This window comes from Allobosea sp. 2KB_26, from assembly GCF_052115715.1.
In the GTDB taxonomy this organism is placed as follows: domain Bacteria; phylum Pseudomonadota; class Alphaproteobacteria; order Rhizobiales; family Beijerinckiaceae; genus Allobosea.
Genome location: NZ_JBFRHE010000007.1, coordinates 15,256 through 37,138 on the forward strand (window position 1 = coordinate 15,256; position 21,883 = coordinate 37,138).

The window sequence follows — 21,883 nt, forward strand, 5'->3', positions numbered from 1 at the left end:
GGCGGGCAAATGAACAGAATCGGTTTCGGTCTCCTGGGCTCAGCGGGTGCTACGGCACTCCTGCTGATGGCGTTGCCAGCAGCCGCTCTGGCGCAGGCCAAACCAGGGGATCGCGTCGTCCTGGTGCCGCACCGCGCAGTCTATGATCTCGTGCTCGACGATGGGAAACCGGCCAAGAACATCGAGGCGGCACGCGGGCGCATCGCCTTCGATTTCACCGGCGATGCCTGCGAGGGTTATGCGCTTTCCTTCCGCCAGGTGACCCAGCTCACCAGCGAGGGCGGCCCGCGCACGATCGATGCCCGCACCACGAGCTTCGAAGCAGGGGACGGTCAGAGCTACCGATTCAAGACCGAGAGTTCCGCGAGTGGCGCTCCGACCGAAATCGTCGATGGCACTGCGAAGAAGTCGGGAGCCGACGGCTATGAGGTCAAGCTGACTGCCCCCAAGGCCGAGACGCATCGTGAGGCCGGCGACGCGTTGTTCCCGAATGCGCAGATGAAAGCGCTGATCGCGGCGGCACGAGCGGGCCAGAACACCTTTGGCGTGCGGCTCTATGACGGTGCCAATAGCGGCAAGGAGGTCTATGACACGCTCTCCGTCATCGGCAAGCACATCGAATCGCCACCGAGCGAGGCGCCCCTGAGGCGCCCGGAATTCGAGAAACTGACACGCTGGCCGGTCACCGTATCCTATTACAAGGTCGGTTCCGGCGAGGTCACGCCAGCCTATTCGATTTCCTTCGAACTGTACGAGAATGGTGTCACCGGCGCGGTCCGGATGGACTATGGCAGTTTCGCGCTGCGCGGCACGCTCACGCGTCTGGATCTTCTGCCTCATCAGGATTGCGCGAAATAGACTTGCTCCCTGCGTGCAGCCGGTCCGGACTGCGCAGGCTCAGACCCTTTCCGATCGCATCATCGCCGAAGCGGGCGCGGAGTTTGTCGAGCGCGCCTTCCATGGCCTTGAGACGCGGAGTTGCGACATCGGCGAGATCGCCGTGGTCGGCCTCATCGGGACCGGTGAGATCGCTCGCTCCGATGCCGATCAGCCGGTAGTGCTGTCCGGTGCATTCGCGTTTCAGCAGCTCGCGCCCAGCCGCAAAGAGGCGTCCGGCGAGCTGTGTTGGTTCGGGCAGGCGGCTTGCACGCGTGATCGAATGAAACTCGGCCGTCTTCAGCTTCAGGGTGATGGTTCGCCCGGCAAGCGCCTGAGCCTTGAGACGCTTCGAGGTCTTTTCGCACAGGCGCCAGAGAATCGGCTCCAGCTCATCGAACCGGGAGAGATCCACATCGAGCGTGGTCTCGCTGGAGACGCTCTTGGTCTCGTGATCGGGCGTCACCTTGCGGGCGTCGATGCCATTGGCGAGGTTCTTCAGGCGGGGCCCGTCCTTGCCGGCGAGCCGGAACAGCGCCTCTGTGGGTGCCTCCCGCAAATCGCCGATCAGCCGAAAGCCGGATTCGGCCAGCTTGGCTGCGCTTGCCTTGCCAATGCCCGGGATCAGGCTGACCGGTTTGCCAGCGAGAAAGGCGACGGCTTCGCCGCGGCCGATGATGGAAAAGCCGCGCGGCTTGTCGAGGTCGGAGGCGACCTTGGCCAGGAACTTTGCATAGGACAGGCCGACGGAAATGGTGATGCCGATCTCGTTCTCAATCCGCCTGGCGAAGCGTGCAAGCGTGATCGCCGGACTGGCGTGATGCAGCCGCTCGGTGCCCGAGAGATCAAGGAAGGCCTCGTCGATCGATAGCGGCTCGACCAAAGGGGTCAGTTCCCGCATCAGCTGCCTGACCTCGCGCCCGACCGCGACATATTTCGCCATGTTGGGCTTCACCACGACGGCGTCCGGGCAGGCCTTCAGGGCCTGGAACATCGGCATGGCGGAGCGCACGCCGTATGTGCGGGCAATATAGCAGGCGGTGGAGACCACGCCGCGCTTGCGGCCGCCGATGATCACCGGCTTGTCGAGCAGCGAAGGATCGTCCCGTTTCTCGACTGCGGCATAGAAGGCGTCACAGTCGATGTGAGCGAGGCTCAGGCTATCACGTTCGGGATGGCAGATCAGGCGCGGCGAGCCGCAGGCGCGACAACGGCGTGAGGCTCCTGCCGCTCCGTCATTGTCAGTGAGACAATCGCGGCAGAACGCATGCGCTTGGCGCAGCCGGTCACGCTCTTCGGTCAAGCATCGCCACCATGGTGGGGGCCTGCGAGGATTTCCCGCGCTTGCCCAATGATTTCCGGATTCAGGCTTAAATTTCCGACAAATTCGAGCAAGAGCGATTCGTTGCCGAGAAGGTGATCGAGCACCGCGACCAGGAAGCCCGGCTCGTTAGCTGCTGCGCGCAATGTCTCCGGTCCAAGCCCCGTTGCAGCCAGAAATGGCTCGATTCGCGCGGAATCGGCAGCGAGAAAGCCCAATGCGCGCAAGGCAAGGGTTTCAGCATCGGGTGAAGCGATCGAGCGTGGCATGGTCGGTTGTGGGTCCAGGATCAGGTTTGCGTTTCGTCAACGGCTGGCGTGCTAGGATGATCATCGAACGGAGCTGTCGGCTTGGAAAGCTTGGAATAGACCGACGCCTTCCGAGGCGAAACAGGGGAACGGCATGACGAAGACGGTCCTGATCGTCGAGGACAACGAGCTCAACATGAAGCTCTTCAACGATCTTCTCGAAGCGCACGGCTATGCGACGCTGAAGACGGCCGATGGCATCGAGGCTATCGAGCTGGCGCGCGCGCATCATCCCGATCTGATCCTGATGGATATCCAGCTTCCCGAAGTTTCGGGGCTGGAGGTCACGAAGTGGATCAAGGAAGACGACACGCTCAAGTCCATCCCCGTGATCGCGGTGACCGCCTTCGCAATGAAGGGGGATGAGGAGCGGATCCGGGAGGGCGGCTGCGAGGCCTATCTCTCGAAGCCGATCTCGGTTGCCAAGTTCCTGGAAACGGTACGCGCCTATGCCGGCGCGGCCTGAGCGGCGGGGGCGGCTCCATGTCTGCGCGTGTCCTGGTCGTCGATGACATCCTCACAAATGTGAAGCTGCTCGAGGCCAAGCTGTCGGCGGAGTATTTTGACGTGACGACGGCCCTCAACGGGGTCGACGCCTTGGCGATCTGCGAGCGCGGGGAGGCTGATATCGTGCTGCTCGACGTCATGATGCCGGGCTTGAACGGCTTCGAGGTCTGCCAGCGGCTCAAGAACAGCCCGACCACCGCCCATATCCCTGTCGTGATGGTGACTGCGCTCGACCAGCCGAGTGACCGGCTGAAGGGGCTCGATGCCGGAGCCGATGATTTCCTGACCAAGCCGATCGACGATGCCGCCCTCTTCGCCCGGGTGCGCAGCCTGGTGCGGCTAAAGTCGGTCACCGATGAACTGCGCCACCGGGCGATCGCATCGCGGCGTCTCGGCATCGCCGATCCGCTGGCTGCAGCTGCATCCGAGACCGGGCTGAACGGCCGCGTCCTGCTGATCGAGGATCGTCCCACGGCCTCCGAGCGGCTCTCCAGCGCGCTTTCGACGTTTCACAGCGTTGAGGTCGAGGCAGACCCGAACCAGGCTCTCGCCAAGGCGGCCGAGGGCGATTTCGAAGCCATCCTCGTCAGTCTCGACCTGCAGAACCATGACGGCCTCAGGCTGTGCAGCCAGCTGCGCTCGCTGGAGCGGACCCGCAACGTTTCTGTGCTGCTGCTTGGCGAGGCCGAGGACCGCGCTCGCATCCTGCGCGGGCTGGAGATCGGTGCACATGATTTCCTTATGCGCCCGGTCGATCGCAACGAGCTGTTGGCGCGGGTGCGCACGCAGATCCGCCGGAAGCGCTTCACCGAGCGTCTGCGCGACAGTGTCCAGTCCTCCATGGAAATGGCGGTGATGGATCAGCTCACCGGCCTGCATAATCGGCGCTATCTCGACAGCCGTCTCGCCACCCTGTTCGACGAATCGGCACTCAGAGCCCGGTCGCTTGCCATGCTCGTCCTCGATGTCGACCGCTTCAAGGTCGTCAACGACAGCTGGGGGCATGACGCCGGCGACGAGGTGCTGCGCGAGTTCGCTGATCGGGTGCGCGCCTGCACGCGGGGGATCGATCTCGTCGCCCGCCTGGGTGGCGAGGAGGTCGTTGTCGTACTGCCGGATACCACGCTGGATGCGGCCTTCGCCGTGGCCGAGCGAATCCGGGAAAAGGTCGAGGCCGAGCCCTTCGCCATCCAGCGCAACTCACGGGTAATCGGGGTGACCGTTTCAATCGGCGTCGCCAGCCGGCGTGCCGGCGATCTCTCGCCTTCCGAGATGATGAAGCGGGCGGATGATGCGCTTTACCGGGCCAAGGAAAGCGGCCGGAACCGCGTGATCGTCGCCAGCGCGGCGTAAACCAACCCTATAAACCTTTCCAGGTAGGGTTAACCATCGATGAAGATTCGAGAATCGATCTGATTCAATTGCAATCGAAAGGCGGCTGCGTAGGGTCATTTCCAACGCAGCTCAGCTTGGGCTGCCCGAAATGCCCCTCGGGAGCTCAGGTCCGCCGCATCTCCTGGGAATCCGATGGGCTCGGTCGGTCGGCCGCGGGATATCTGGCCTCATCAGACCCGCAGCCGGCCGGCCACCACTCCCCCAGGCGCGGGATCAGAGATAGTGCGATAACCCGGCCGCGACGGCGTAGCCGAACAGGCCGAAAGCCGCGAGCAGGCCAAGCAGCATTAGCCCGGCCTTGATTCTGCTCGACGCGAAGCGCGAGGAATCGAGTTCGACGATCAGCTTCAGGAATTCACGCACGGCGCCGTGCGGCCTGGCGGGACCCGCCGCCTTCTTGTCACCGCTGCTCACACGAAACTCCGCATCGCGACTGGAGATTGTCCGCGTCGAAAATGGGGGGAGCAAAGGCATTCGGCAAGCCCCGAAGCTCGGCGGATGACTTGGGCGCGGGGGCGGCCCGAGCCGCAACTCCTGTCACCGAGGCTCGCTGGAATGTGTTTATGCTGCAACGCAGCATATGCATCCCCGCCCGCGCCAGTTCGTGATATTCTGATGGAGATTCGACTCCGGTGGAACCCGGGGCAGAAGAGGCTGGCCTGAGATCCTCAAACGGGGAGCGACCCATGCGTATTCTCGCATTGGCGCTCTGCCTCGCGGCGTTTCTGCCGGGCGGAGGGCTTGTCCATGCACATAGCTGGTATCCATACGATTGTTGCAGCGACCAAGACTGCTGGCCTATGGGCCAGGATGTCGACGCACGCGAGCCGGATCCCCGGATCGTGCCCGGCGGCTACCTGACCTATGACGGCTATTTCATTCCTGAAGGGGCGACACGTGCGTCCCTGGATGGCCGCTTTCATATTTGCCGACGGGGTGGAACCCTGACCGGTAGCGTGATTGCTCCGTCGCAGAAACCGTTCTGTCTGTTCGTGCCCAGACAGGTGTTCTGAGCCGGACCGAATCGTCAGGTCATCGGCCCGGATCTCGTATCCGATCCGATGATCTAACCTTCTGTGCTGGCGTCGGCTTTCCCGAAAAACCGCAATCCACTTTTCGGGGGCGATGCTTTAGCGAAAAAAAGAACCGCCCGGGTCACGGGCGGTTCCTTGAACTTTGGCTATGCCGAAAAGGCGACCAGGATCACTTGATCTTGGTTTCCTTGAACTCGACGTGCTTGCGCGCGACCGGGTCGTACTTCTTCTTCGACATCTTCTCGGTCATCGTGCGGGAGTTCTTCTTCGTCACGTAGAAGAAGCCGGTATCCGCCGTCGACAGCAGCTTGATCTTGATGGTCACGGCCTTGGCCATGGGTTCCGTCCTCGAGCCTGGCGGGCCGCGGTCTGGCCCTCATAAAAGAAAATGGCCGGGGGAACCCGGCAAACCGTTCCCGGGGAGATGCCGCAAGCCGGTGGTGAAGTCAAGAAAGAATGCCCGAACGGAGCGAACAGTTTGTCCCAGGGGGCAATCTGTCAGAGTTCCTCGCGCACGAAATGCAGGTTCTTCTCCCAGAAATAGGGCACCGGGAGGTACGGGCTGAAGCCGGCCGCTATCCTGGCCTCGACTTCCTTGATGATGACCTGTGTGATCGTCGGCAGGTCGAGCTGCCTTGCTTCATCAAAATTGACCCAGACCAGCTCGATCAGCTCGGAATCAGGACCGGTGACTCCCTCGATGCTGCCGCCCAGCCCGTCGTAGTCCACGACAAAGAAGCGCGTGTCGAAGCGCTTGGGGCGGCGCGGTGGCGTGACAGCGCGTGCGACGAAGGTCACGGCGCTGAGATCAGGATAGACGCCATGGCTGGCGAACTCGGTCCAAGTGCCTTCCGGGGGATTGTCAGGTACGCCGAACTCGTCCGAACCGAAGAGCAGGCCGGTCTCCTCGAACGTCTCGCGGATGGCGGCCATGGCCAGCGAACGGGCCTTGTTCGGGCTGGGGCGCACTGTACGCTTGGCCAGCCGGTCCTCGCAGATCTGCGGAATCGCGCCAGTTGCAGCCATGCGTCGATCGCCGGCGTCGACGCGCCCGCCCGGGAAGACGAATTTGCCCGGCATGAACTTGTGTCCGGGGTGGCGCTTGCCCATCAGCACCCGGGGGGCCGCGCCGCTCCGATCAAGGATCAGCATCGTCGCAGCGTCATGCGGGCGGGTGTTGGTCGTGGTCCGGCTGCGCTCTGCCTGAGTCAGGATGACGGCGTTGTCGTTCATTGCCGGGATGCCATGGATGTGCCGGGCTGGCGCTCGGGCAGGGGAGGTGTGTTGTCGAAGCCATGCATGCGCATGGCCCATTGCAGGCCGATGACCCCGCCCTTGACCGGTTGCATCAGCACGAGCGACAGGAACAGTGTCAGCGGCAGCCAGACCGCCATGTGCAACCACATCGGCCATTCCGCATATTTCTCGACCAGCACCAGGCCGCCGACGATGACGTGGCCGACAATGGTGATGACGATATAGGGCGGCAGATCATCGGCGCGCTGGTGGTGCAGCGCCTCGCCACAGGCCTCGCAGCGGTCGACCGACTTCAGGAAGCCCCGGAACAGCCGGCCTTCGCCGCAATGGGGGCAGCGGCACATCAGGCCGCGGCGGATCGCCAAACGCCAGTCGCGCTCGACCGGCTGGTCGATGGAACTGTGAACCTGAACCGACATCATCGCCTCTTGCCCGGCTTCGCCTTGCCGAAGGGGGGCTTGCCCTTGGCTCGGCCGGACAATGGTCGCCTCGGGCCGCTTTTGCCAGAGTGGCCCGATGTCACACGCCGGCCCTCGGAGAGCAATTCGAAGCGCAGCGCGCCGGCGACGGGGGCGGCTTCGACGAGGCGGACATGGACGCGATCGCCGAGGCGCCAGCTCTCGCCCGTGCGCTCGCCTGTCAGGGCGTGCGCCGCTTCGTCGTAGCGATAATAGTCGCCCCCCAACGTCGAGGCCGGGATGAAACCGTCTGCTCCAGTGCCATCGAGCTTCACGAACAGGCCGGCCCGGTTCACGCCACCGATGCGTCCGTCGAAGCTCGATCCGATCTGGTCGGCGAGGAAATGGGCGATCAACCTGTCAGTCGTTTCGCGCTCGGCCGCCATGGCGCGGCGCTCGGCGGCTGAGATCCGGGTCGCCGTCTCGCGCAGTTCGGCGAGCGTAGTCGCCTTCGGGAGCCCGTCATCGCCGAGTTTCAGGGCGGAGATCAGGCCGCGATGCACGATGAGATCGGCGTAGCGCCGGATCGGTGAGGTGAAATGGGCATAGCGGCGCAGGTTGAGCCCGAAATGTCCGTAATTCTCGGCGACATATTCGGCCTGTGCCTGGGTGCGCAGGATCACCTCGTTCAGGAAGAGCTCGTTCTCCGAGCCCTTGATCATGGCGAGGATGCGGTTGAACAACACGGGGCGCAGGGCGCTATCCTTCGGCAACTTGATGCCGACCGAGGCCAGTACTTCGCCGAGCGCCCGCATCTTCTCGAGCGACGGCTCGTCATGGCAGCGATAGATCAGCAGGCTGCCAGCCTTCTCCAATGTCTCGGCGGCGGCGACATTGGCGAGGATCATGAACTCTTCGATCAACCGGTGCGCGGCCAGCCGTTCGGGCGCGATGACACGGTCGACGGAGCCGTCGGGCTTGAGGATCAGCTTGCGCTCGGGCAGATCGAGGTCGAGCGGCTGGCGTTGATCGCGGGCGCGGGAGGCGACGCCATAGGCCGCCCAGAGCGGCATCAGGACGCTTTCGCGGATCGGGCCGGTCAGGTCGTCCGGCTTGCCGTCGATGGCGGCCTGAACCTGCTGATAGGAGAGCTTCGCCGCCGAGCGCATCAGGATGCGGTGGAAGTCATGGCTCTTCTTCGAGCCGTCGGCCTTCAGGACGAGGCGGACGGCGAGTGCCGGCCTGTCCTCGCCGCCGCGCAGCGAGCAGAGATCGTTGGAGATGCGCTCGGGCAGCATCGGCACGACGCGGTCGGGGAAATAGACCGAGTTGCCTCGCTCCAGCGCCTCGCGGTCGAGCGCGGAGCCCGGGCGGACGTAAGAGGCGACATCGGCAATCGCGACCGTGACGACATACCCGCCTTCATTGGCCGGGTCGGTGTCGGGCGCAGCATGGACTGCGTCGTCATGGTCCTTGGCGTCGGCGGGATCGATGGTGATCAGCGGCAGCGCGCGCCAATCCTCGCGGCCAGCTGGGCTGGCGTGCGGGGCGGCTTCTGCCTCCGCCAATGTCGCAGGGGAGAACTCGTTGGGAATGCCGTGGGTATGGATTGCGATCAGGCTGACGGCGCGCTCGGATTTCAGCGAGCCCAGCCGTTCGCGCACCCGCGCTTCCGGCGGGCCGAAGCGGCCTTCGCGCCGCAGCGAAACCGAGACCAGGTCTCCGTCCTGAGCGTCGCCGGTCTGCCCTTTGGGGATCAGCGCCTCGCGGCCCTGGGCCTTCTTGTCGACCGGGATGAGCCGGCCCGAACCGTCGGGCAGGGCGCGGAAAATGCCGAGCACCTGCGCCTTGCCCTTGCCCATGATCTTGAGCACGCGGCCGGAATAGGCGAAGCCGTCCATGCCCCTAAGACGGGTGAGCTTGAGCAAGACCTGATCGCCGACCCCGGCAGCAGCGGAGGCGAGCTTGCGCGAGCGGATTTCGCGCGGGCGCTCCACCAGGATCCTGGGCGGTGCGCCCTCGTCGGCCTCGTTCCATTCGAGCGGCGCGGCAACGAGGTCGCCGTCGCGATCGCGTGCCTTGATCTCGCAAAGCAGCACCGGGGGCAGGGCGCCCCGGGGGTGGACAGGCCTGTCCTTGCCGTCGCCGCCGAGCTCACCCTCTTCGGCGAGCTCCTTGAGCATGCGCTTCAGCCAGATCTTGCCCCCGCCCGAAAGGCCAAAGGCCTTGGCGATCTCACGACGGCCGACTTCGCGACCGGCAAGGCGCTCGCTCTCGATGAAATCGAGGATCGCCTCGCGGCTCGGTTCAGGCGCGAGCGATGACACGGGCTAAACTCGTCTGATGGGAATGAGAATGAAGAAACACGTGGCCTCTGTGCCACGTCCGGAGCTGCTGCGCCAGAACCGGGACTGCAGGGCCGCCCACGGAAACGAGAAGGGCCGCCCTTTCGGGCAGCCCTTCCATTGTCGAACCGCGGCCCGGCGAACCGGACCCAAAGGTGCGAAAACTCACGCGGAACAAGACTCCCACAGGGAATGAGTCCAGGTCCGCCCGCCTTGCACCAGCGGTTGATGACAATGAGACACTGGATCACCTCCTTTCAGTTGTTACCGACAAGAGAGAGGCTAAGGCGATTCTACTTACTTCGTAAACGCTAAAATTTACGCTGTCCCCTTCGCCGAAACCGCTGCGTTTCCGGGCTCGACAGGGCGGGGGGAGCGACTGCAAAAAGGGCGGGCACGGGTTTCGTCTAAGAAATAGGCAATTCTCTCGCAATTGCAGCATCGTTGCGTGCGGCGCGGGATGATCGGCAGAAATTGTCTCCAATTTCGCCATGGCGGCACGGATTTGCGTGCGCTCCCCGGTTGGCACGCCGCTTGCGAACCTTCCTGAACAGGCCGGAAAGGCCAATCAGCGCTCGAGGGGAGCGCGCCAACAAAAGTGTTCGGGAGATCAGGCCGTGAATACTACTCGTCGCGTCGTATTGGGCGCCGCACTGGCGGGCGCAACATTCCCGGGGTCGCTCCTGCCTGTCGCCGCGCAGGAGACCATCAAGGTCGGCATCCTCCACTCGCTCTCGGGCACGATGGCGATCTCCGAGACGACGTTGAAGGACGTCATGCTCATGCTCATCGAGGAGCAGAACAAGAAGGGCGGCGTGCTCGGCAAGAAGCTCGAGGCCGTCGTGGTCGATCCAGCCTCGAACTGGCCGCTCTTCGCTGAGAAGGCGCGCGAGCTGATCAACAAGGACAAGGTCGCCGCCGTTTTCGGCTGCTGGACCTCGGTGTCGCGTAAATCGGTTTTGCCGGTCTTCAAGGAGTTGAACTCGATCCTGTTCTATCCCGTGCAGTACGAGGGCGAGGAGAGTGAGCGCAACGTATTCTACACTGGCGCCGCGCCGAACCAGCAGGCGATCCCGGCCGTCGATTACCTTGCCAAGGAAGAGAAGGTCGAGCGCTGGGTGCTCGCCGGCACCGACTACGTCTACCCGCGCACGACCAACAAGATCCTTGAGGCGTATCTGAAGTCCAAGGGCGTCAAAGCCGAGGACATCATGATCAACTACACGCCGTTCGGCCATGCCGACTGGCAGACGATCGTCTCGGACATCAAGAAATTCGGCTCGGCCGGCAAGAAGACCGCGGTGGTCTCGACCATCAACGGCGACGCCAACGTGCCGTTCTACAAGGAACTCGGCAACCAGGGCATCAAGGCGACCGACATTCCCGTCGTGGCCTTCTCGGTCGGCGAAGAAGAGCTTGCAGGCATCGACACCAAGCCGCTGGTCGGCCATCTCGCCGCCTGGAATTACTTCCAGTCGGTGAAGACCCCGGAGAATGACGCCTTCATCAAGCAGTGGAAGGCCTTCAAGAAGAACGACAAAGCGGTCACCAACGATCCGATGGAGGCCCATGTCATCGGCTTCGCCATGTGGGTGAAAGCGGTCGAGAAGGCCAAGTCGACCGATCCGGCCAAGGTCATCGATGCACTGCCCGGCATCGAGGCGCCGAACCTGACCGGCGGGGTCTCCACGATGCTTCCGAACCACCACATCACCAAGCCCGTCCTGATCGGCGAGATCAAGGCCGATGGCCAGTTCGACGTGGTCTCGAAGACCGGCCTCGTGCCCGGTGACGCCTGGTCGAAGGAACTCGATGGCTCCAAGGACCTGGTCGGTGACTGGGTCGAGAAGAAATGCGGCAATTTCAACATCAAGACCGGTAAGTGCGGCGGCGCGTGAGGTCATGAGGGGAGGGGCGGCACGGGCGAACAACGCCCGGCCGCCCTTCGCATTCGGCCGCGACCTGTCGCGGCTCTCGCAAGCAAGACAGCGCGCATCCTCGGGATACCGCCTGCGCGGCTCCTGGGATGAGGGCTGAGGTCCCGATCTGAGCGCCTCATGAAGAGCGAGCCGATGCTTCTCCTGTCCAGACTGCTGCGCATCATCATGCTCGCAACGGCACTCGTGCTCGTGCCTGGGGCCGCCTTCGCCCAGAGCGCCGACGAGGCTTTTACCCGGCTGGGTGCAGACAGCTTTTCCGACACGGCGCGGGCGGTCGAGATTCTCGTCCAGACCGCTCATCCGAACGCGGCCGCGATCATCGAGGCGCTCGCCGAGGGGCGGTTGCTCGCCGGCGGCGGAGCGGTTGCGATCAAGGCCAAGACCGGCGGTTTCAGCGACGCGCGGACGGGCCAACCGCTTCCTGCCGATCCGGCGGGCGTCAGCGCTGTCAGGCTGAACAACAATGTCAGGCGCGTGATTCAGGCGGCGCTGGGTGGGCTTGGCCTGCTCAATCCCGATCCGGCCCGGCGCGCCGCCGCCGCCGAGGCGGTGTTCAAATCGCGCGACGCCTCGGTGCTGCCGGTCCTGGAGGGCGCCATCGCCAAGGAGACCGACAATCGGGCGAGGATCGCGCTGCGCCAGGCGCAGGCCGCGATCCTGATCAGCAGGGCCGATGCGCAACCCGTCGACCGACTCGGGGCGATCGATGTGCTGCGCGAGCGCGGCGACCAGGATGCATTGGCGACCTTGCGCTCCCTGCCGGGCGACGTATCGCAGCCGCTGAAGGAGGCGCAGGTGCGGGCGATCTCCGAGATCGAGGGCAAGCTCGCCCTGTGGCGCGCGGCGCAGAACCTCTGGTACGGGCTTTCGCTCGGCTCGGTCCTGCTGCTCGCCGCGATCGGGCTTGCCATCACCTTCGGCGTGATGGGCGTGATCAACATGGCCCATGGCGAGATGGTGATGCTCGGCGCCTATACCACATTCGTGGTCCAGGAGGTGATCCGCGCCCGTTTGCCAGGCCTGTTCGATTATTCGCTCGCCATTGCGCTGCCGGCGGCCTTTCTCGTCGCGGGGCTGGTCGGCATCGCGATCGAGCGCGGCGTCATCCGCTTCCTCTATGGACGGCCGCTGGAGACGCTGCTCGCAACCTGGGGCATCAGCCTCATCCTGCAGCAGGCGGTACGCACCGTCTTTGGTCCGACCAATCGCGAGGTCGGGGCGCCGGCCTTCATGGCTGGTGTCTTCGAGCTCGGCGGGCTCGCGATCACCTGGAACCGGCTCTGGATCATCGTCTTCGCTGGGCTCGTCTTCGCGGCACTCCTGGCGATCCTGAAGCTCACGCCGATGGGGTTGCAGATGCGCGCGGTGACGCAGAACAGGCGAATGGCGGCGGCCATGGGCATTCGCACCGGCCGCATCGATGCGTTGACCTTTGGGCTCGGCTCGGGCGTGGCGGGACTGGCCGGCGTCGCGCTCTCGCAGATCGACAATGTCAGCCCCAATCTCGGCCAAGGCTACATCATCGACTCGTTCATGGTCGTCGTCTTCGGCGGCGTCGGCAATCTCTGGGGCACGCTCGTCGCCGCGATGACGCTCGGCGTCGCAAACAAGCTGCTCGAGCCCTATGCTGGCGCGGTGCTCGGCAAGATCGCACTGCTCGTCTTCATCATCCTGTTCATCCAGAAGCGCCCGCGCGGCCTGTTTGCGCTGAAGGGCCGGGCGGTGGAGGCATGATCACCCGCTTTCTCATCCAGGGCATCGGAAGTCGCGGCCTCACTTTTCTCGGGCTTCTGGCTGCTCTGGCGGTGCTGGTGCCGCTCGCCAATCTGCTGCTGCCGGAGAACTCGGTCCTTCATGTCCCGACCTCGACCATGTCGCTCTGGGGCAAATACCTCTGCTATGCGCTGCTCGCGATCTCGCTCGACCTGGTCTGGGGCTATTGCGGCATTCTCTCGCTTGGCCACGGCGCCTTCTTCGCGCTCGGCGGCTACGCGATGGGCATGTATCTGATGCGCCAGATCGGCTCGCGCGGCGTCTACGGCAATCCGGTCCTGCCCGACTTCATGGTCTTCCTGAACTGGCACGAATTGCCCTGGTACTGGTACGGCTTCTCCTCCTTCCCCTTCGCCATGCTGATGGTGCTGCTGGTGCCGGGGCTGCTCGCCTTCGTCTTCGGCTGGTTCGCCTTCCGCTCCCGCGTCACCGGTGTTTATCTCTCGATCATCACCCAGGCGCTGACCTATGCGCTGCTGCTTGCCTTCTTCCGGAACGACATGGGCTTCGGAGGCAATAACGGGCTGACCGACTTCAAGGACATCCTGGGCTTCAACGTGCAGGCGCAGGCGACGCGCGCGGCGCTGTTCGCGATGACCTGCGTGATGCTGATCGCCGGCTTCCTGATCGCGCGCGGAATTGTCGATTCCAAGCTCGGCAAGGTCGTCATCGCGATCCGCGACGCGGAATCGCGCACGCGCTTCCTCGGCTACCGGGTCGACCGCTTCAAGCTCTTCGTCTTCACCGTCTCGGCTTGCATGGCTGGCGTCGCAGGCGCGCTCTACGTGCCGCAGGTCGGCATCATCAATCCCAGCGAATTTGCTCCGGCCAATTCGATCGAGACCGTGATCTGGGCCGCAGTCGGGGGGCGCGGCACGTTGGTCGGCGCGGCGCTGGGCGCGGTTGTGGTGAACTACGCCAAGACGGTCTTCACCTCCGGCTTCATGGCGCCCTACTGGCTTTTCGCGCTCGGTGCGCTCTTCGTCTTCGTCACCCTGTTCATGCCAAAGGGCATTCTCGGCACGGCGCAGGATTGGTGGGGCAGGCGGCGCAAGCGCGAGCCGGCGGCCCCGCTGGCCGAACCGGCTCCGGCGGAGTGACGCGCATGATCCCGGCCCATGCCGCGCTCACCTCTTCACTGCTCTATCTCGACGGCGTCAGCGTCTCCTTCGACGGCTTCAAGGCGATCCGCGGGCTTTCGCTGGTGATCGCGCCGGGCGAGATGCGCGCGATCATCGGGCCCAACGGCGCCGGCAAGACAACGATGATGGATATCATTACCGGCAAGACCAGGCCGGACGAGGGGACGGTGATGTTCGGCGGCTCGGTCGACCTGACCAGGCTCGACGAGGCCGCAATCGCCAATCTCGGCATCGGCCGCAAGTTCCAGAAGCCGACGGTGTTCGACTTCCACACCATCGAGGACAACATCCTGCTGGCGCTGAAGTCGCAGCGCACGGTGGCCAGAACCCTGTTCTGGAAGACGGGGGCAACCGACCAGAAGCGCATCGACGATATTCTCGGCATCATCAAATTGGGGGATGCGCGCAGCCGTCTTGCCGGTTCACTCTCGCACGGCCAGAAGCAGTGGCTCGAGATCGGCATGCTCCTGGCTCAGGACCCAAAGCTGTTGCTCGTCGACGAGCCGGCGGCGGGTATGACCGATGGCGAGACGGCCGCAACGGCGGTGCTGCTCAAGGAGATCGCCAGGGACCATTCGGTGATCGTGGTCGAGCACGACATGGGGTTCATCCGCGAACTCGGCGTCAAGGTCACTGTGCTGCACGAAGGTGCGGTGCTGGCCGAAGGGCCGCTCGATCAGGTCAGCGCCAATGAGCGCGTCGTCGAAGTCTATCTGGGACGGTGAGCATGATCGGGAAATACGGGAGCCGGTTGTTCGATCAGGCGAAGCGGCTGGACATGGGACGATGCTGAACGTCGAAGCCATCGACCTGCATTACGGCGCGGCGCAGGCCCTGCGCCGGGTTTCGATCGCAGCCGAGCCCGGCAAGGTGACCTGCGTCATGGGCCGCAACGGCGTCGGCAAGACCTCGTTGATGCGCGCCATCGTCGGCCAGCAGCCGATCAGCGGCGGGCGCATCAGCTTTGCGGGCGAGGACATCTCGGGCTTGCGCAGCGAGGATCGGGCGCGGGCCGGCATCGGCTTCGTGCCCCAGGGGCGCGAGATCTTTCCGCTGCTGAGCGTCAAGGAAAACCTCGAAACCGGGTTCGCGCCGCTGCCACGCCGCAGCCGCTTCATCCCGGATGACCTGTTCGACCTATTCCCCGTGCTCAAGTCCATGCTGGGACGACGCGGCGGAGACCTCTCGGGAGGCCAGCAACAGCAACTCGCCATCGCGCGGGCGCTGGTCACCCGACCCAAACTGCTGGTGCTCGACGAACCGACCGAGGGTATCCAGCCCTCGATCATCAAGGATATCGGCCGTGCGATCGACTATCTGCGCCAGCGCGGCGACATGGCGATCGTGCTGGTCGAGCAATATTTCGACTTCGCGCGCGACCTCGCCGACACGATGTTCGTGATGGATCGCGGCGAGATCGTGCTGTCGGGTGCGATGGGCGAACTCGACGGAGCGCAGGTTCAGAGATTGATTCAGGTGTGAAGGGGCAAGCCCTTGACGATCTTGTCGATTTCCTTGCGTTCGGCGTGGAGCGCCAACCCGACGAGATCGAGCGCTTCGGTCGGCACGGCAGCGACGGCGGCCCGGTTGTCGCTATCGTTGCCGGTCGTGAACAGCTCGCTGGTATAGAGATGCGGGCGCACGCCACGGACACGGGCGCGGTCCAGAACCTGCTTCAACTGCTCGCCCGCCGCCGCGAAGACCAGGACGGGTTGACGGATCAGAGGACCGTAGAAGCGGCCGGAGCCGTCGCGATAGGCTTCGCCCGCGAGTTCGGGGGAGGCCCCGACCAGCCCTCCCGCCAGGAAGCTCGCAACATTGAGTTTTTGCCAGGGAGCGAGATTCTCGCGTACCACGATGGCGATCTTGGTATCGTAACGCATGACCCAATCGCTAACCGAAGCCGGGAAGGCTCGTCTTGAACGATCGTGCGGGCCGGAGGGCGCCGACTGGGTGCGCACGGGCTCGGGCATAGACGGCATCGAGCGGATGGAGGCGTTCTTCCGCGGCTTTGCCTATGATCCGCATCGCCATGACACCTATGCGTTCGGGCTGACGCTATCCGGGGTGCAGAGCTTCGAGTACCGCGGTAGCCGGTGCGACAGCCTGAGCGGGCATGCGATCGTGCTGCATCCCGACGAGATCCATAACGGGCGCGCCGGGATTCCGGAGGGGTTCCGCTACCGCATGCTCTATGTCGAGCCGCGGCTGATCCAGGAGGCGTTAGGAGCGCAGGGCTGCGCCTTGCCCTTCGTTTCGACAGCGGTCTCGCAGGATGCGCGGCTGGTTCGCGCCGTAGCCCATGCCTTGCGCGATCTCGATGCACCGCTCGACGAGATCGCCGCCGAGGATATCCTGCTGCCGCTCGCCGAAGCGTTGCTCGCGCTCGATCCATCGGCCGGCCGGCCGACGGGACATCTGCTTGACCGGCCTGCCGCTGAGCGAGCCCGCCAATATCTCGACGCCCATCGCGACGAGGTGGTTGCTTCCCGCGAACTCGAAGCCGTTGCCGGCCTCGATCGCTTCACGCTGGCCCGGCATTTTCGTGCCTGTTTCGGCACCAGCCCGTATAACTATCTCGTGATGCGCCGGCTTCAGCAGGCGCGCAGGCTCCTGCTCGGCGCCACCTCGCTCGTCGAGGTGGCGACGGCCTGCGGCTTTGCCGACCAGAGCCACCTGACCCGCCAGTTTCGCCGCGCCTATGGCGTGCCGCCCGGGCGCTGGCGGGCGCTGCAGCGTGGCTGAGCCCGGCTTGGTTCCGCTTGCTCCAACCCGCCGCACAAGGCATGAAGCGCTCCCAAAGCCGGTTCAGGATCCCCGGCAGGAGCCTTTGCTATGCAGCTTGGAATGATCGGCCTCGGCCGCATGGGAGCCAATATCGTCCGCCGGCTGATGAAGGCCGGGCACGAATGCGTGGTTTACGACCGTGATCCCAAGCCCGGCGCGGCACTGGCAGGCGAAGGCGCGGTGGTTGCCGCAGATCTCGCCGATCTCGTCGCGAAGCTGAGGGCGCCGCGGGCTATCTGGGTGATGCTGCCGGCCGGCGAGATCACCGAGGCGACGCTTAGCGAGCTCTCTGCCCTCGTCCAGCGGGGCGACACGCTGATCGATGGCGGCAACGCCTTCTGGAAGGACGATGTCCGGCGCGGGCAGGAGCTCGCGGCGAAGGGGTTGCATTATCTCGATATCGGCACCAGCGGCGGCGTGCACGGGCTGGAGCGCGGCTATTGCCTTATGGTCGGTGGCGACAAGGCGGGCTTTGACCGTCTGGAGCCGATCTTCAAGGCGCTGGCCCCTGGCAAGGGCGACATTCCAGAGAGCCGGCACCGCGAAGGTCGCAACCCGGCATCCGAACAGGGCTATCTGCATTGCGGCCCGGTCGGTGCCGGCCATTTCGTCAAAATGGTCCATAACGGCATCGAGTACGGCATGATGCAGGCCTTCGCTGAAGGCTTCGACCTGTTGCGCAATGCCTCGGCCAAGGACGGTTTGCCGCCTGAATACGGCTTCGATTTCGATGTCGCGGAGATTGCCGAGGTCTGGCGGCGTGGTTCGGTCGTGACCTCCTGGCTGCTCGATCTCACGGCCGAGGCACTGGCCGCCGACGAGGAGCTGTCTGCCTATACCGGTCATGTCTCGGATTCGGGCGAGGGGCGCTGGACGGTGCAGGCCGCGGTGGAGACCGCGACGCCGGCCGAGGTGCTGACCTCCTCGCTCTACACCCGCTTCCGTTCGCGCAAGGACCACACTTTCGCCGAGAAGGTGCTCTCGGCGATGCGCGCCGGGTTCGGCGGGCATGTCGAGCCGAAGAAGTCGTGAGCGTCATGAGCGCTTTCCCGCATGGGCAGATGCCGGCCGTCATCGTCGTCATGGGCGTCGCCAGCTCCGGCAAGACCTCGCTCGGCGAGCGTCTGGCCGAGCGATTGGGCTGGCCGTTTCGTGATGCGGATTCCTTCCACCCGCCCGAGAACGTCGCCAAGATGTCGAGCGGTACACCGTTGAACGATGAGGACCGCAAGCCCTGGCTGGCGGCGATCGCGGCCTGGATCGACGAGCTGCGCGCGACCGGCAAGAACGGAATCGTCACCTGTTCGGCACTGAAACGGGCCTATCGCCGCGTCATCATCGGCGACCGGCCGGATGTCGCGCTGGTCTATCTCAAGGGCTCGCGCGAATTGATCGGCCAGCGCATGGCGGCGCGCCAGCACCATTTCATGCCGCCGGCGCTGCTCGACAGCCAGTTCGCGGCTCTGGAAGAGCCCGGGGCGGATGAGCGCCCGCTGGTCGTGTCGGTGGAGCTGGCCAAGGATGCGATCGTCGATGAGACGCTTGCTGGCCTGGCGGCGATGGGGACACCGGGCGCCGGCACCCGCTAGTCAGTCCTGCGCCCACATGCGGGTGAGGTTCGCGACCGATTTCGAGATCAGGTCGAACTCGGGCGTCTTGCCCTCGCGGCTGAACAGTGCGCGGCGGGACCGGTCGAGATCGAACAGGATCTCGCGCTGGCTTGCGCCGCGGATGAAGCTGCGAGCCCAGCCGACGGCAGCGATCCGTTCGCCCTTCGTGACGGGTGCGACATGGTGCAGCGAAGTCGAGGGGTAGGCGATGAGCGAACCGGCCGCCAGCTTGAATGCCTCATTTCCGGAGGTGGTCTCGATCACCAACTCGCCGCCTTCATAAGTCGCGGGGTCGGCCAGGAAGAGGGTGAACGAGACATCGGTGCGCATGCCACCCATCAGGGCGTCGTCGACATGGCTGCCATAGGCATGGCCGGGCTCGTAGCGGCTGAAGAGCAGCGGCGTCAGGGCCTTGGGGCGGACGGCGGCCACGAAGACCTCATTGGCGAGAATGCGCTCTGCAAGGAGCGCCTCGAGCGCATCAGCGCACCCGCCCGGGGCCGCCTGCCGGTTGTTCTTGACCAGCTTCGCATTCCAGCCCGCGGTCCTGCCACCATCCTCGAAGCGCAGCGAGGCCAACGCGGCACGGACGTCTTCGATCTCGGCTTGTGTCAGGATATTGCCGATCGGAAGGATCATGGAGGTTCTCGCTGGCTGAAGGGCGCAGCTACAGTCTGCGTCGGGGCAGAAAATAGCCTGGCATCAGGGGATTACTAGGGTCATTACCTTTATATCCAGTTTAGAATCGATGTAATCGTCTTTTGCGGCAATGCAGTTGCTTGACGGGGTCAGTTTTCGGGTTCATTCGAGAGGCCGTGATCTTACGTGGGATGCCTGCCAGGCCCTGCGTGACAGCACCGCCTGTCGGCCAACCCCGGATGACATGATGAAGACGTCGAGCAAGCTGTGGATCGGTCTCGGCACGGTGATCGCTGCGGGAGCAGGCGTGGCAGCGGATGGTCTCGCAGAGACCTCCGCCGCTCCGGCCCTGCATGTGAGTGGCTCCTTCGACATTGCCCAGCATGCTCATGGCGCTCCAGTGAAGGTAACGCCGGCCAAGGGGCAGGGCGGCGAAGGTGGAGAGGGGGGCGAAGGCGGCAAAGCCGACGCGTTGGCGCCCAACCTCACATTTGCGCGTTCGATCGCCCTGATCCGGGGCCATCTCCTGGTTGGCGACGAACTGGTCAAGGATGGGCGCTTCGGTGAGGCGCTGCCGCACTTCCTGCACCCGGCTGAAGAAATCTATGGTGGCATCAAGAACGATCTCGCAACCTACAAGATCCGTCCCTTCGAGGCGGCGCTGAAGGCGCTGGCACAAACCGTCAAGGCCAGGAAGAAGGATGCCTATGACGGCGCGCTGAAGCTGGTGCAGGAGCGCCTCGCCGAGGCTGATGCCGGGCTCCGGGAGGCCGAGAAGAACTGGCCGCGCTTCTCGGTCGAGACCGCGCTCGAGACCCTGAAGGTCGCCGCCGACGAATATGGCAATGCCATCGAGAAGGGCCGCATCGCCAAGGCGGTCGAGTATCAGGACTCGCGCGGCTTCGTCTGGCATTCAGCCGCGATGATCGATGCGGTTACCAGCGAGCTTGCCGCCAAGGATGCGGCTGCCTTCAAGGAATTGCAGGCTGCGCTCGTCGAACTCAAGAAGGCGTGGCCGACGGCGGTCGCACCGAAAAGGCCGGTCAAGGATACCAGTGCCGTGCTCGGCGATATCGCTCGGGTCGAGCTCCAGGCCGGGAATTTCCTACGCTGAGGCATGGCGATGGCCCGGTCGGCCTCCCTGTTGAACGCCTTTCTTGCCGGCGCGACCACTGCCGCGCTCGCGCTGATCGGTGGCTCGCAGGCGGTGGAGCCCGCCCAGTCCGCCACGGACGCAGGGCTGACGGCTGCGCGTGCGAGCTATCGGCGTCCCAGTGCCGTGCCGTTCCCTGCCTCGAACCCGCTCACCCCCGCCAAGCTTGAACTTGGGCGGCGCCTGTTCGGCGATCCGACCCTGTCCTCGAACGGCACGGTCTCCTGCGCGACCTGCCATGACCCGGCGCTCGGATTCACCGATGGCGTTGCGATCGGGAAGGGCGTGGCGCGGGTGCCGCTGGTCCGGCATACGCCGCATCTGTGGAATCTCGCCTGGGGCGCAGGCTTTTTCTGGGACGGGCGGGCGCGCACGATCGAGGAGCAGGTGCACGGCCCGATCGAGAACCCGCTGGAGATGGCCGAGACGTTGCCCCGCATCGCCGGCAAACTCGCGCGCATGCTGGACTATCGCAAGGCCTTCGCCAGCGCGTTTCCCGGTAGCCGAGGCATCGGGCCGGACCAGATCAGTGCGTCGCTTGCGACCTATGTCCGAAGCCTGGTCTCGCCACCGACGCGTTTCGATGCCTGGGTCGAAGGCGACGGAACCGCCCTCACCAGCGAGGAACAGGCGGGCTTTGCACTCTTCACCGGCAGGGCCGGCTGCAGCAATTGCCATTCCAGCTGGGCTTTCACCGATCGTGCCTTTCACGATGTCGGTATGCCGGGGAGCGATCTCGGGCGCGGCAAGATCATCGATCTGAGAGCAGCCGATCATGCGTTCCAGACGCCGTCGCTGCGGGAGCTGGCCTGGACCGCACCCTATATGCATGATGGCTCGCTGCCGACGCTGGATGCCGTGCTCGATCACTATGAGCATGGTGTCGTGCAGCGGCCGAGCCTCTCGCCGGATATCAGGTCGATCGGGCTGACGTTTGAGGAGCGCGCGGCCCTGTTGGCCTTCCTGGCGACGCTGTCCAGCGAAAGCCCGCCTGCGCCGGTTTCGGCCCTCAATGCCTCCCGGCCTGCTGCGTCGGCGGTTGCGAGCCTGGGCACAACGATCTCGCAGAAGGACAAGATGTTCCAGCCCTCGTCCGTTGGGCTGCATGCCGGCCAGAGCCTGACGATCAACAATGACGATGTCCGCACTCATAATGTGCGGCTGGACACCGGTCCAAAGCCGTTCAACTCCGGAGCGCAGGAGCCTGGCCAGTCGGTGACGATCCCGTTCACGCGGGCTGGCACTTATGAGCTCTATTGCGGCATCCACCCGACCATGCAGCTCAGTGTTTCGGTCGAGCGATAGGCCGGTCCGACGATCAGGCGTCGCATGCAAGGCCGGGCTTACTTTCAACCGATTGAAAAAAGCGCCGGACAGGCGCATGTCTTGGACGAGCGC

23 protein-coding genes are annotated in these 21,883 nt (G+C 64.6%); 14 read left to right on the forward strand and 9 right to left on the reverse strand.

Annotation, left to right across the window (positions count from 1 at the left end; all coding sequences use genetic code 11):
* The first annotated feature begins 9 nt into the window (after positions 1-9).
* Positions 10-858, forward strand: a complete 849-nt coding sequence (locus AB4099_RS19195) for a cell envelope integrity EipB family protein (protein WP_113518773.1) — start codon at positions 10-12, stop codon at positions 856-858.
* On the opposite strand, the gene AB4099_RS19200 is transcribed toward AB4099_RS19195, so the two are convergent.
* On the reverse strand, positions 815-2,179 hold the full coding sequence (locus AB4099_RS19200; protein ID WP_441479233.1) for a DNA polymerase IV: 1,365 nt from the start codon (positions 2,177-2,179) through the stop codon (positions 815-817). The genes AB4099_RS19195 and AB4099_RS19200 overlap by 44 nt on opposite strands.
* Positions 2,176-2,466: a DUF3572 domain-containing protein gene (locus AB4099_RS19205; protein WP_441479234.1), complete on the reverse strand. Its 291-nt coding sequence runs from the start codon at positions 2,464-2,466 to the stop codon at positions 2,176-2,178. Before AB4099_RS19205 ends, AB4099_RS19200 begins: the two co-directional genes overlap by 4 nt.
* A 133-nt stretch (positions 2,467-2,599) precedes the next feature.
* Here AB4099_RS19205 and AB4099_RS19210 point away from each other — a divergent pair, with 133 nt between their 5' ends.
* Complete coding sequence (locus AB4099_RS19210; RefSeq protein ID WP_043232944.1) at positions 2,600-2,971, forward strand: response regulator; 372 nt, start codon at positions 2,600-2,602, stop codon at positions 2,969-2,971.
* 17 nt (positions 2,972-2,988) lie between these two features.
* The gene (locus AB4099_RS19215; RefSeq protein WP_113518775.1) at positions 2,989-4,365 is read left to right on the forward strand and encodes a PleD family two-component system response regulator; all 1,377 of its coding nucleotides are present in this window, start codon (positions 2,989-2,991) and stop codon (positions 4,363-4,365) included.
* A gap of 255 nt (positions 4,366-4,620) precedes the next feature.
* Here the strand turns inward: AB4099_RS19215 and AB4099_RS19220 are convergent, their stop codons facing one another.
* A complete protein-coding gene (locus AB4099_RS19220) occupies positions 4,621-4,821 on the reverse strand; it encodes a hypothetical protein (RefSeq protein ID WP_441479235.1) in 201 nt (66 codons plus the stop codon).
* A 272-nt stretch (positions 4,822-5,093) separates the two neighbouring features.
* On the opposite strand from AB4099_RS19220, the gene AB4099_RS19225 reads away from it, so the two are divergent.
* Complete coding sequence (locus AB4099_RS19225) at positions 5,094-5,420, forward strand: cytochrome P450 (RefSeq protein WP_244523503.1); 327 nt, start codon at positions 5,094-5,096, stop codon at positions 5,418-5,420.
* A gap of 190 nt (positions 5,421-5,610) precedes the next feature.
* Here AB4099_RS19225 and rpmG read toward each other — a convergent pair whose 3' ends face one another.
* The 4 genes from rpmG to rnr form a co-directional block, all read right to left on the reverse strand.
* Positions 5,611-5,778 (reverse strand): 50S ribosomal protein L33, encoded by a 168-nt coding sequence (gene rpmG, locus AB4099_RS19230; RefSeq protein WP_038367996.1) that lies wholly within the window; start codon positions 5,776-5,778, stop codon positions 5,611-5,613.
* Positions 5,779-5,939: 161 nt separating this feature from the next.
* Entirely contained in the window at positions 5,940-6,674 is a 735-nt protein-coding gene (locus AB4099_RS19235; protein ID WP_441479236.1) for an NUDIX hydrolase, read from the reverse strand.
* On the reverse strand, positions 6,671-7,120 hold the full coding sequence (locus AB4099_RS19240; RefSeq protein ID WP_113518778.1) for a DUF983 domain-containing protein: 450 nt from the start codon (positions 7,118-7,120) through the stop codon (positions 6,671-6,673). Before AB4099_RS19240 ends, AB4099_RS19235 begins: the two co-directional genes overlap by 4 nt.
* Positions 7,117-9,423 (reverse strand): ribonuclease R, encoded by a 2,307-nt coding sequence (gene rnr, locus AB4099_RS19245; protein WP_441479237.1) that lies wholly within the window; start codon positions 9,421-9,423, stop codon positions 7,117-7,119. The genes AB4099_RS19240 and rnr overlap by 4 nt, the downstream gene beginning before the upstream one ends.
* Before the next feature lie 659 nt (positions 9,424-10,082).
* Here rnr and urtA point away from each other — a divergent pair.
* The 5 genes from urtA to urtE all read left to right on the forward strand — a co-directional run bounded on the left by urtA (position 10,083) and on the right by urtE (position 15,778).
* Positions 10,083-11,339 (forward strand): urea ABC transporter substrate-binding protein, encoded by a 1,257-nt coding sequence (gene urtA, locus AB4099_RS19250; RefSeq protein WP_441479431.1) that lies wholly within the window; start codon positions 10,083-10,085, stop codon positions 11,337-11,339.
* Positions 11,340-11,498: 159 nt separating this feature from the next.
* The gene (gene urtB / locus AB4099_RS19255) at positions 11,499-13,115 is read left to right on the forward strand and encodes an urea ABC transporter permease subunit UrtB (protein WP_441479238.1); all 1,617 of its coding nucleotides are present in this window, start codon (positions 11,499-11,501) and stop codon (positions 13,113-13,115) included.
* Complete coding sequence (gene urtC / locus AB4099_RS19260; RefSeq protein ID WP_441479239.1) at positions 13,112-14,254, forward strand: urea ABC transporter permease subunit UrtC; 1,143 nt, start codon at positions 13,112-13,114, stop codon at positions 14,252-14,254. The genes urtB and urtC overlap by 4 nt, the downstream gene beginning before the upstream one ends.
* A 5-nt stretch (positions 14,255-14,259) precedes the next feature.
* Positions 14,260-15,021 carry an urea ABC transporter ATP-binding protein UrtD gene (urtD, locus tag AB4099_RS19265; protein WP_441479240.1) on the forward strand — a complete coding sequence of 254 codons (762 nt, stop codon included), beginning with the start codon at positions 14,260-14,262 and terminating at the stop codon, positions 15,019-15,021.
* Between the two features lie 61 nt (positions 15,022-15,082).
* Positions 15,083-15,778, forward strand: a complete 696-nt coding sequence (urtE, locus tag AB4099_RS19270) for an urea ABC transporter ATP-binding subunit UrtE (RefSeq protein WP_441479241.1) — start codon at positions 15,083-15,085, stop codon at positions 15,776-15,778.
* Here urtE and AB4099_RS19275 read toward each other — a convergent pair.
* Positions 15,769-16,179, reverse strand: coding sequence for a DUF2000 family protein (locus tag AB4099_RS19275; RefSeq protein WP_441479242.1), 411 nt, complete (start codon positions 16,177-16,179; stop codon positions 15,769-15,771). The genes urtE and AB4099_RS19275 overlap by 10 nt on opposite strands.
* Here AB4099_RS19275 and AB4099_RS19280 point away from each other — a divergent pair.
* From AB4099_RS19280 to AB4099_RS19290, 3 genes are all read left to right on the forward strand, one after another.
* Entirely contained in the window at positions 16,178-17,041 is an 864-nt protein-coding gene (locus tag AB4099_RS19280) for an AraC family transcriptional regulator (protein ID WP_441479243.1), read from the forward strand. The two genes, AB4099_RS19275 and AB4099_RS19280, sit on opposite strands and share 2 nt — an antisense overlap.
* A 90-nt stretch (positions 17,042-17,131) precedes the next feature.
* Positions 17,132-18,115 carry a phosphogluconate dehydrogenase (NAD(+)-dependent, decarboxylating) gene (gnd, locus tag AB4099_RS19285; protein WP_441479244.1) on the forward strand — a complete coding sequence of 328 codons (984 nt, stop codon included), beginning with the start codon at positions 17,132-17,134 and terminating at the stop codon, positions 18,113-18,115.
* 5 nt (positions 18,116-18,120) lie between these two features.
* Positions 18,121-18,672 carry a gluconokinase gene (locus tag AB4099_RS19290; protein WP_441479245.1) on the forward strand — a complete coding sequence of 184 codons (552 nt, stop codon included), beginning with the start codon at positions 18,121-18,123 and terminating at the stop codon, positions 18,670-18,672.
* Here the strand turns inward: AB4099_RS19290 and AB4099_RS19295 are convergent, their stop codons facing one another.
* Positions 18,673-19,332 carry a Fe2+-dependent dioxygenase gene (locus AB4099_RS19295; protein WP_441479246.1) on the reverse strand — a complete coding sequence of 220 codons (660 nt, stop codon included), beginning with the start codon at positions 19,330-19,332 and terminating at the stop codon, positions 18,673-18,675.
* Positions 19,333-19,579: 247 nt separating this feature from the next.
* Here AB4099_RS19295 and AB4099_RS19300 point away from each other — a divergent pair, with 247 nt between their 5' ends.
* Complete coding sequence (locus tag AB4099_RS19300; protein ID WP_441479247.1) at positions 19,580-20,446, forward strand: hypothetical protein; 867 nt, start codon at positions 19,580-19,582, stop codon at positions 20,444-20,446.
* A 9-nt stretch (positions 20,447-20,455) separates the two neighbouring features.
* Complete coding sequence (locus AB4099_RS19305; RefSeq protein ID WP_441479248.1) at positions 20,456-21,790, forward strand: cytochrome c peroxidase; 1,335 nt, start codon at positions 20,456-20,458, stop codon at positions 21,788-21,790.
* Positions 21,791-21,883: the final 93 nt, after the last annotated feature.

Bases quoted from the DNA above. Each gene is read 5' to 3' on its own strand.
- AB4099_RS19275 (WP_441479242.1), bottom strand. From the start codon at position 16,179: ATGCGTTACGATACCAAGATCGCCATCGTGGTACGCGAGAATCTCGCT.
- AB4099_RS19240 (WP_113518778.1), bottom strand. From the start codon at position 7,120: ATGATGTCGGTTCAGGTTCACAGTTCCATCGACCAGCCGGTCGAGCGC.
- gnd (WP_441479244.1), top strand. From the start codon at position 17,132: ATGCAGCTTGGAATGATCGGCCTCGGCCGCATGGGAGCCAATATCGTC.
- urtC (WP_441479239.1), top strand. From the start codon at position 13,112: ATGATCACCCGCTTTCTCATCCAGGGCATCGGAAGTCGCGGCCTCACT.
- AB4099_RS19280 (WP_441479243.1), top strand. From the start codon at position 16,178: ATGACCCAATCGCTAACCGAAGCCGGGAAGGCTCGTCTTGAACGATCG.
- AB4099_RS19235 (WP_441479236.1), bottom strand. From the start codon at position 6,674: ATGAACGACAACGCCGTCATCCTGACTCAGGCAGAGCGCAGCCGGACC.
- rpmG (WP_038367996.1), bottom strand. From the start codon at position 5,778: ATGGCCAAGGCCGTGACCATCAAGATCAAGCTGCTGTCGACGGCGGAT.
- AB4099_RS19210 (WP_043232944.1), top strand. From the start codon at position 2,600: ATGACGAAGACGGTCCTGATCGTCGAGGACAACGAGCTCAACATGAAG.
- urtD (WP_441479240.1), top strand. From the start codon at position 14,260: ATGATCCCGGCCCATGCCGCGCTCACCTCTTCACTGCTCTATCTCGAC.
- AB4099_RS19205 (WP_441479234.1), bottom strand. From the start codon at position 2,466: ATGCCACGCTCGATCGCTTCACCCGATGCTGAAACCCTTGCCTTGCGC.
- AB4099_RS19225 (WP_244523503.1), top strand. From the start codon at position 5,094: ATGCGTATTCTCGCATTGGCGCTCTGCCTCGCGGCGTTTCTGCCGGGC.
- AB4099_RS19300 (WP_441479247.1), top strand. From the start codon at position 19,580: ATGAAGACGTCGAGCAAGCTGTGGATCGGTCTCGGCACGGTGATCGCT.
- urtE (WP_441479241.1), top strand. From the start codon at position 15,083: ATGCTGAACGTCGAAGCCATCGACCTGCATTACGGCGCGGCGCAGGCC.
- AB4099_RS19215 (WP_113518775.1), top strand. From the start codon at position 2,989: ATGTCTGCGCGTGTCCTGGTCGTCGATGACATCCTCACAAATGTGAAG.
- AB4099_RS19295 (WP_441479246.1), bottom strand. From the start codon at position 19,332: ATGATCCTTCCGATCGGCAATATCCTGACACAAGCCGAGATCGAAGAC.
- AB4099_RS19290 (WP_441479245.1), top strand. From the start codon at position 18,121: ATGAGCGCTTTCCCGCATGGGCAGATGCCGGCCGTCATCGTCGTCATG.
- AB4099_RS19305 (WP_441479248.1), top strand. From the start codon at position 20,456: ATGGCCCGGTCGGCCTCCCTGTTGAACGCCTTTCTTGCCGGCGCGACC.
- urtB (WP_441479238.1), top strand. From the start codon at position 11,499: ATGAAGAGCGAGCCGATGCTTCTCCTGTCCAGACTGCTGCGCATCATC.
- AB4099_RS19195 (WP_113518773.1), top strand. From the start codon at position 10: ATGAACAGAATCGGTTTCGGTCTCCTGGGCTCAGCGGGTGCTACGGCA.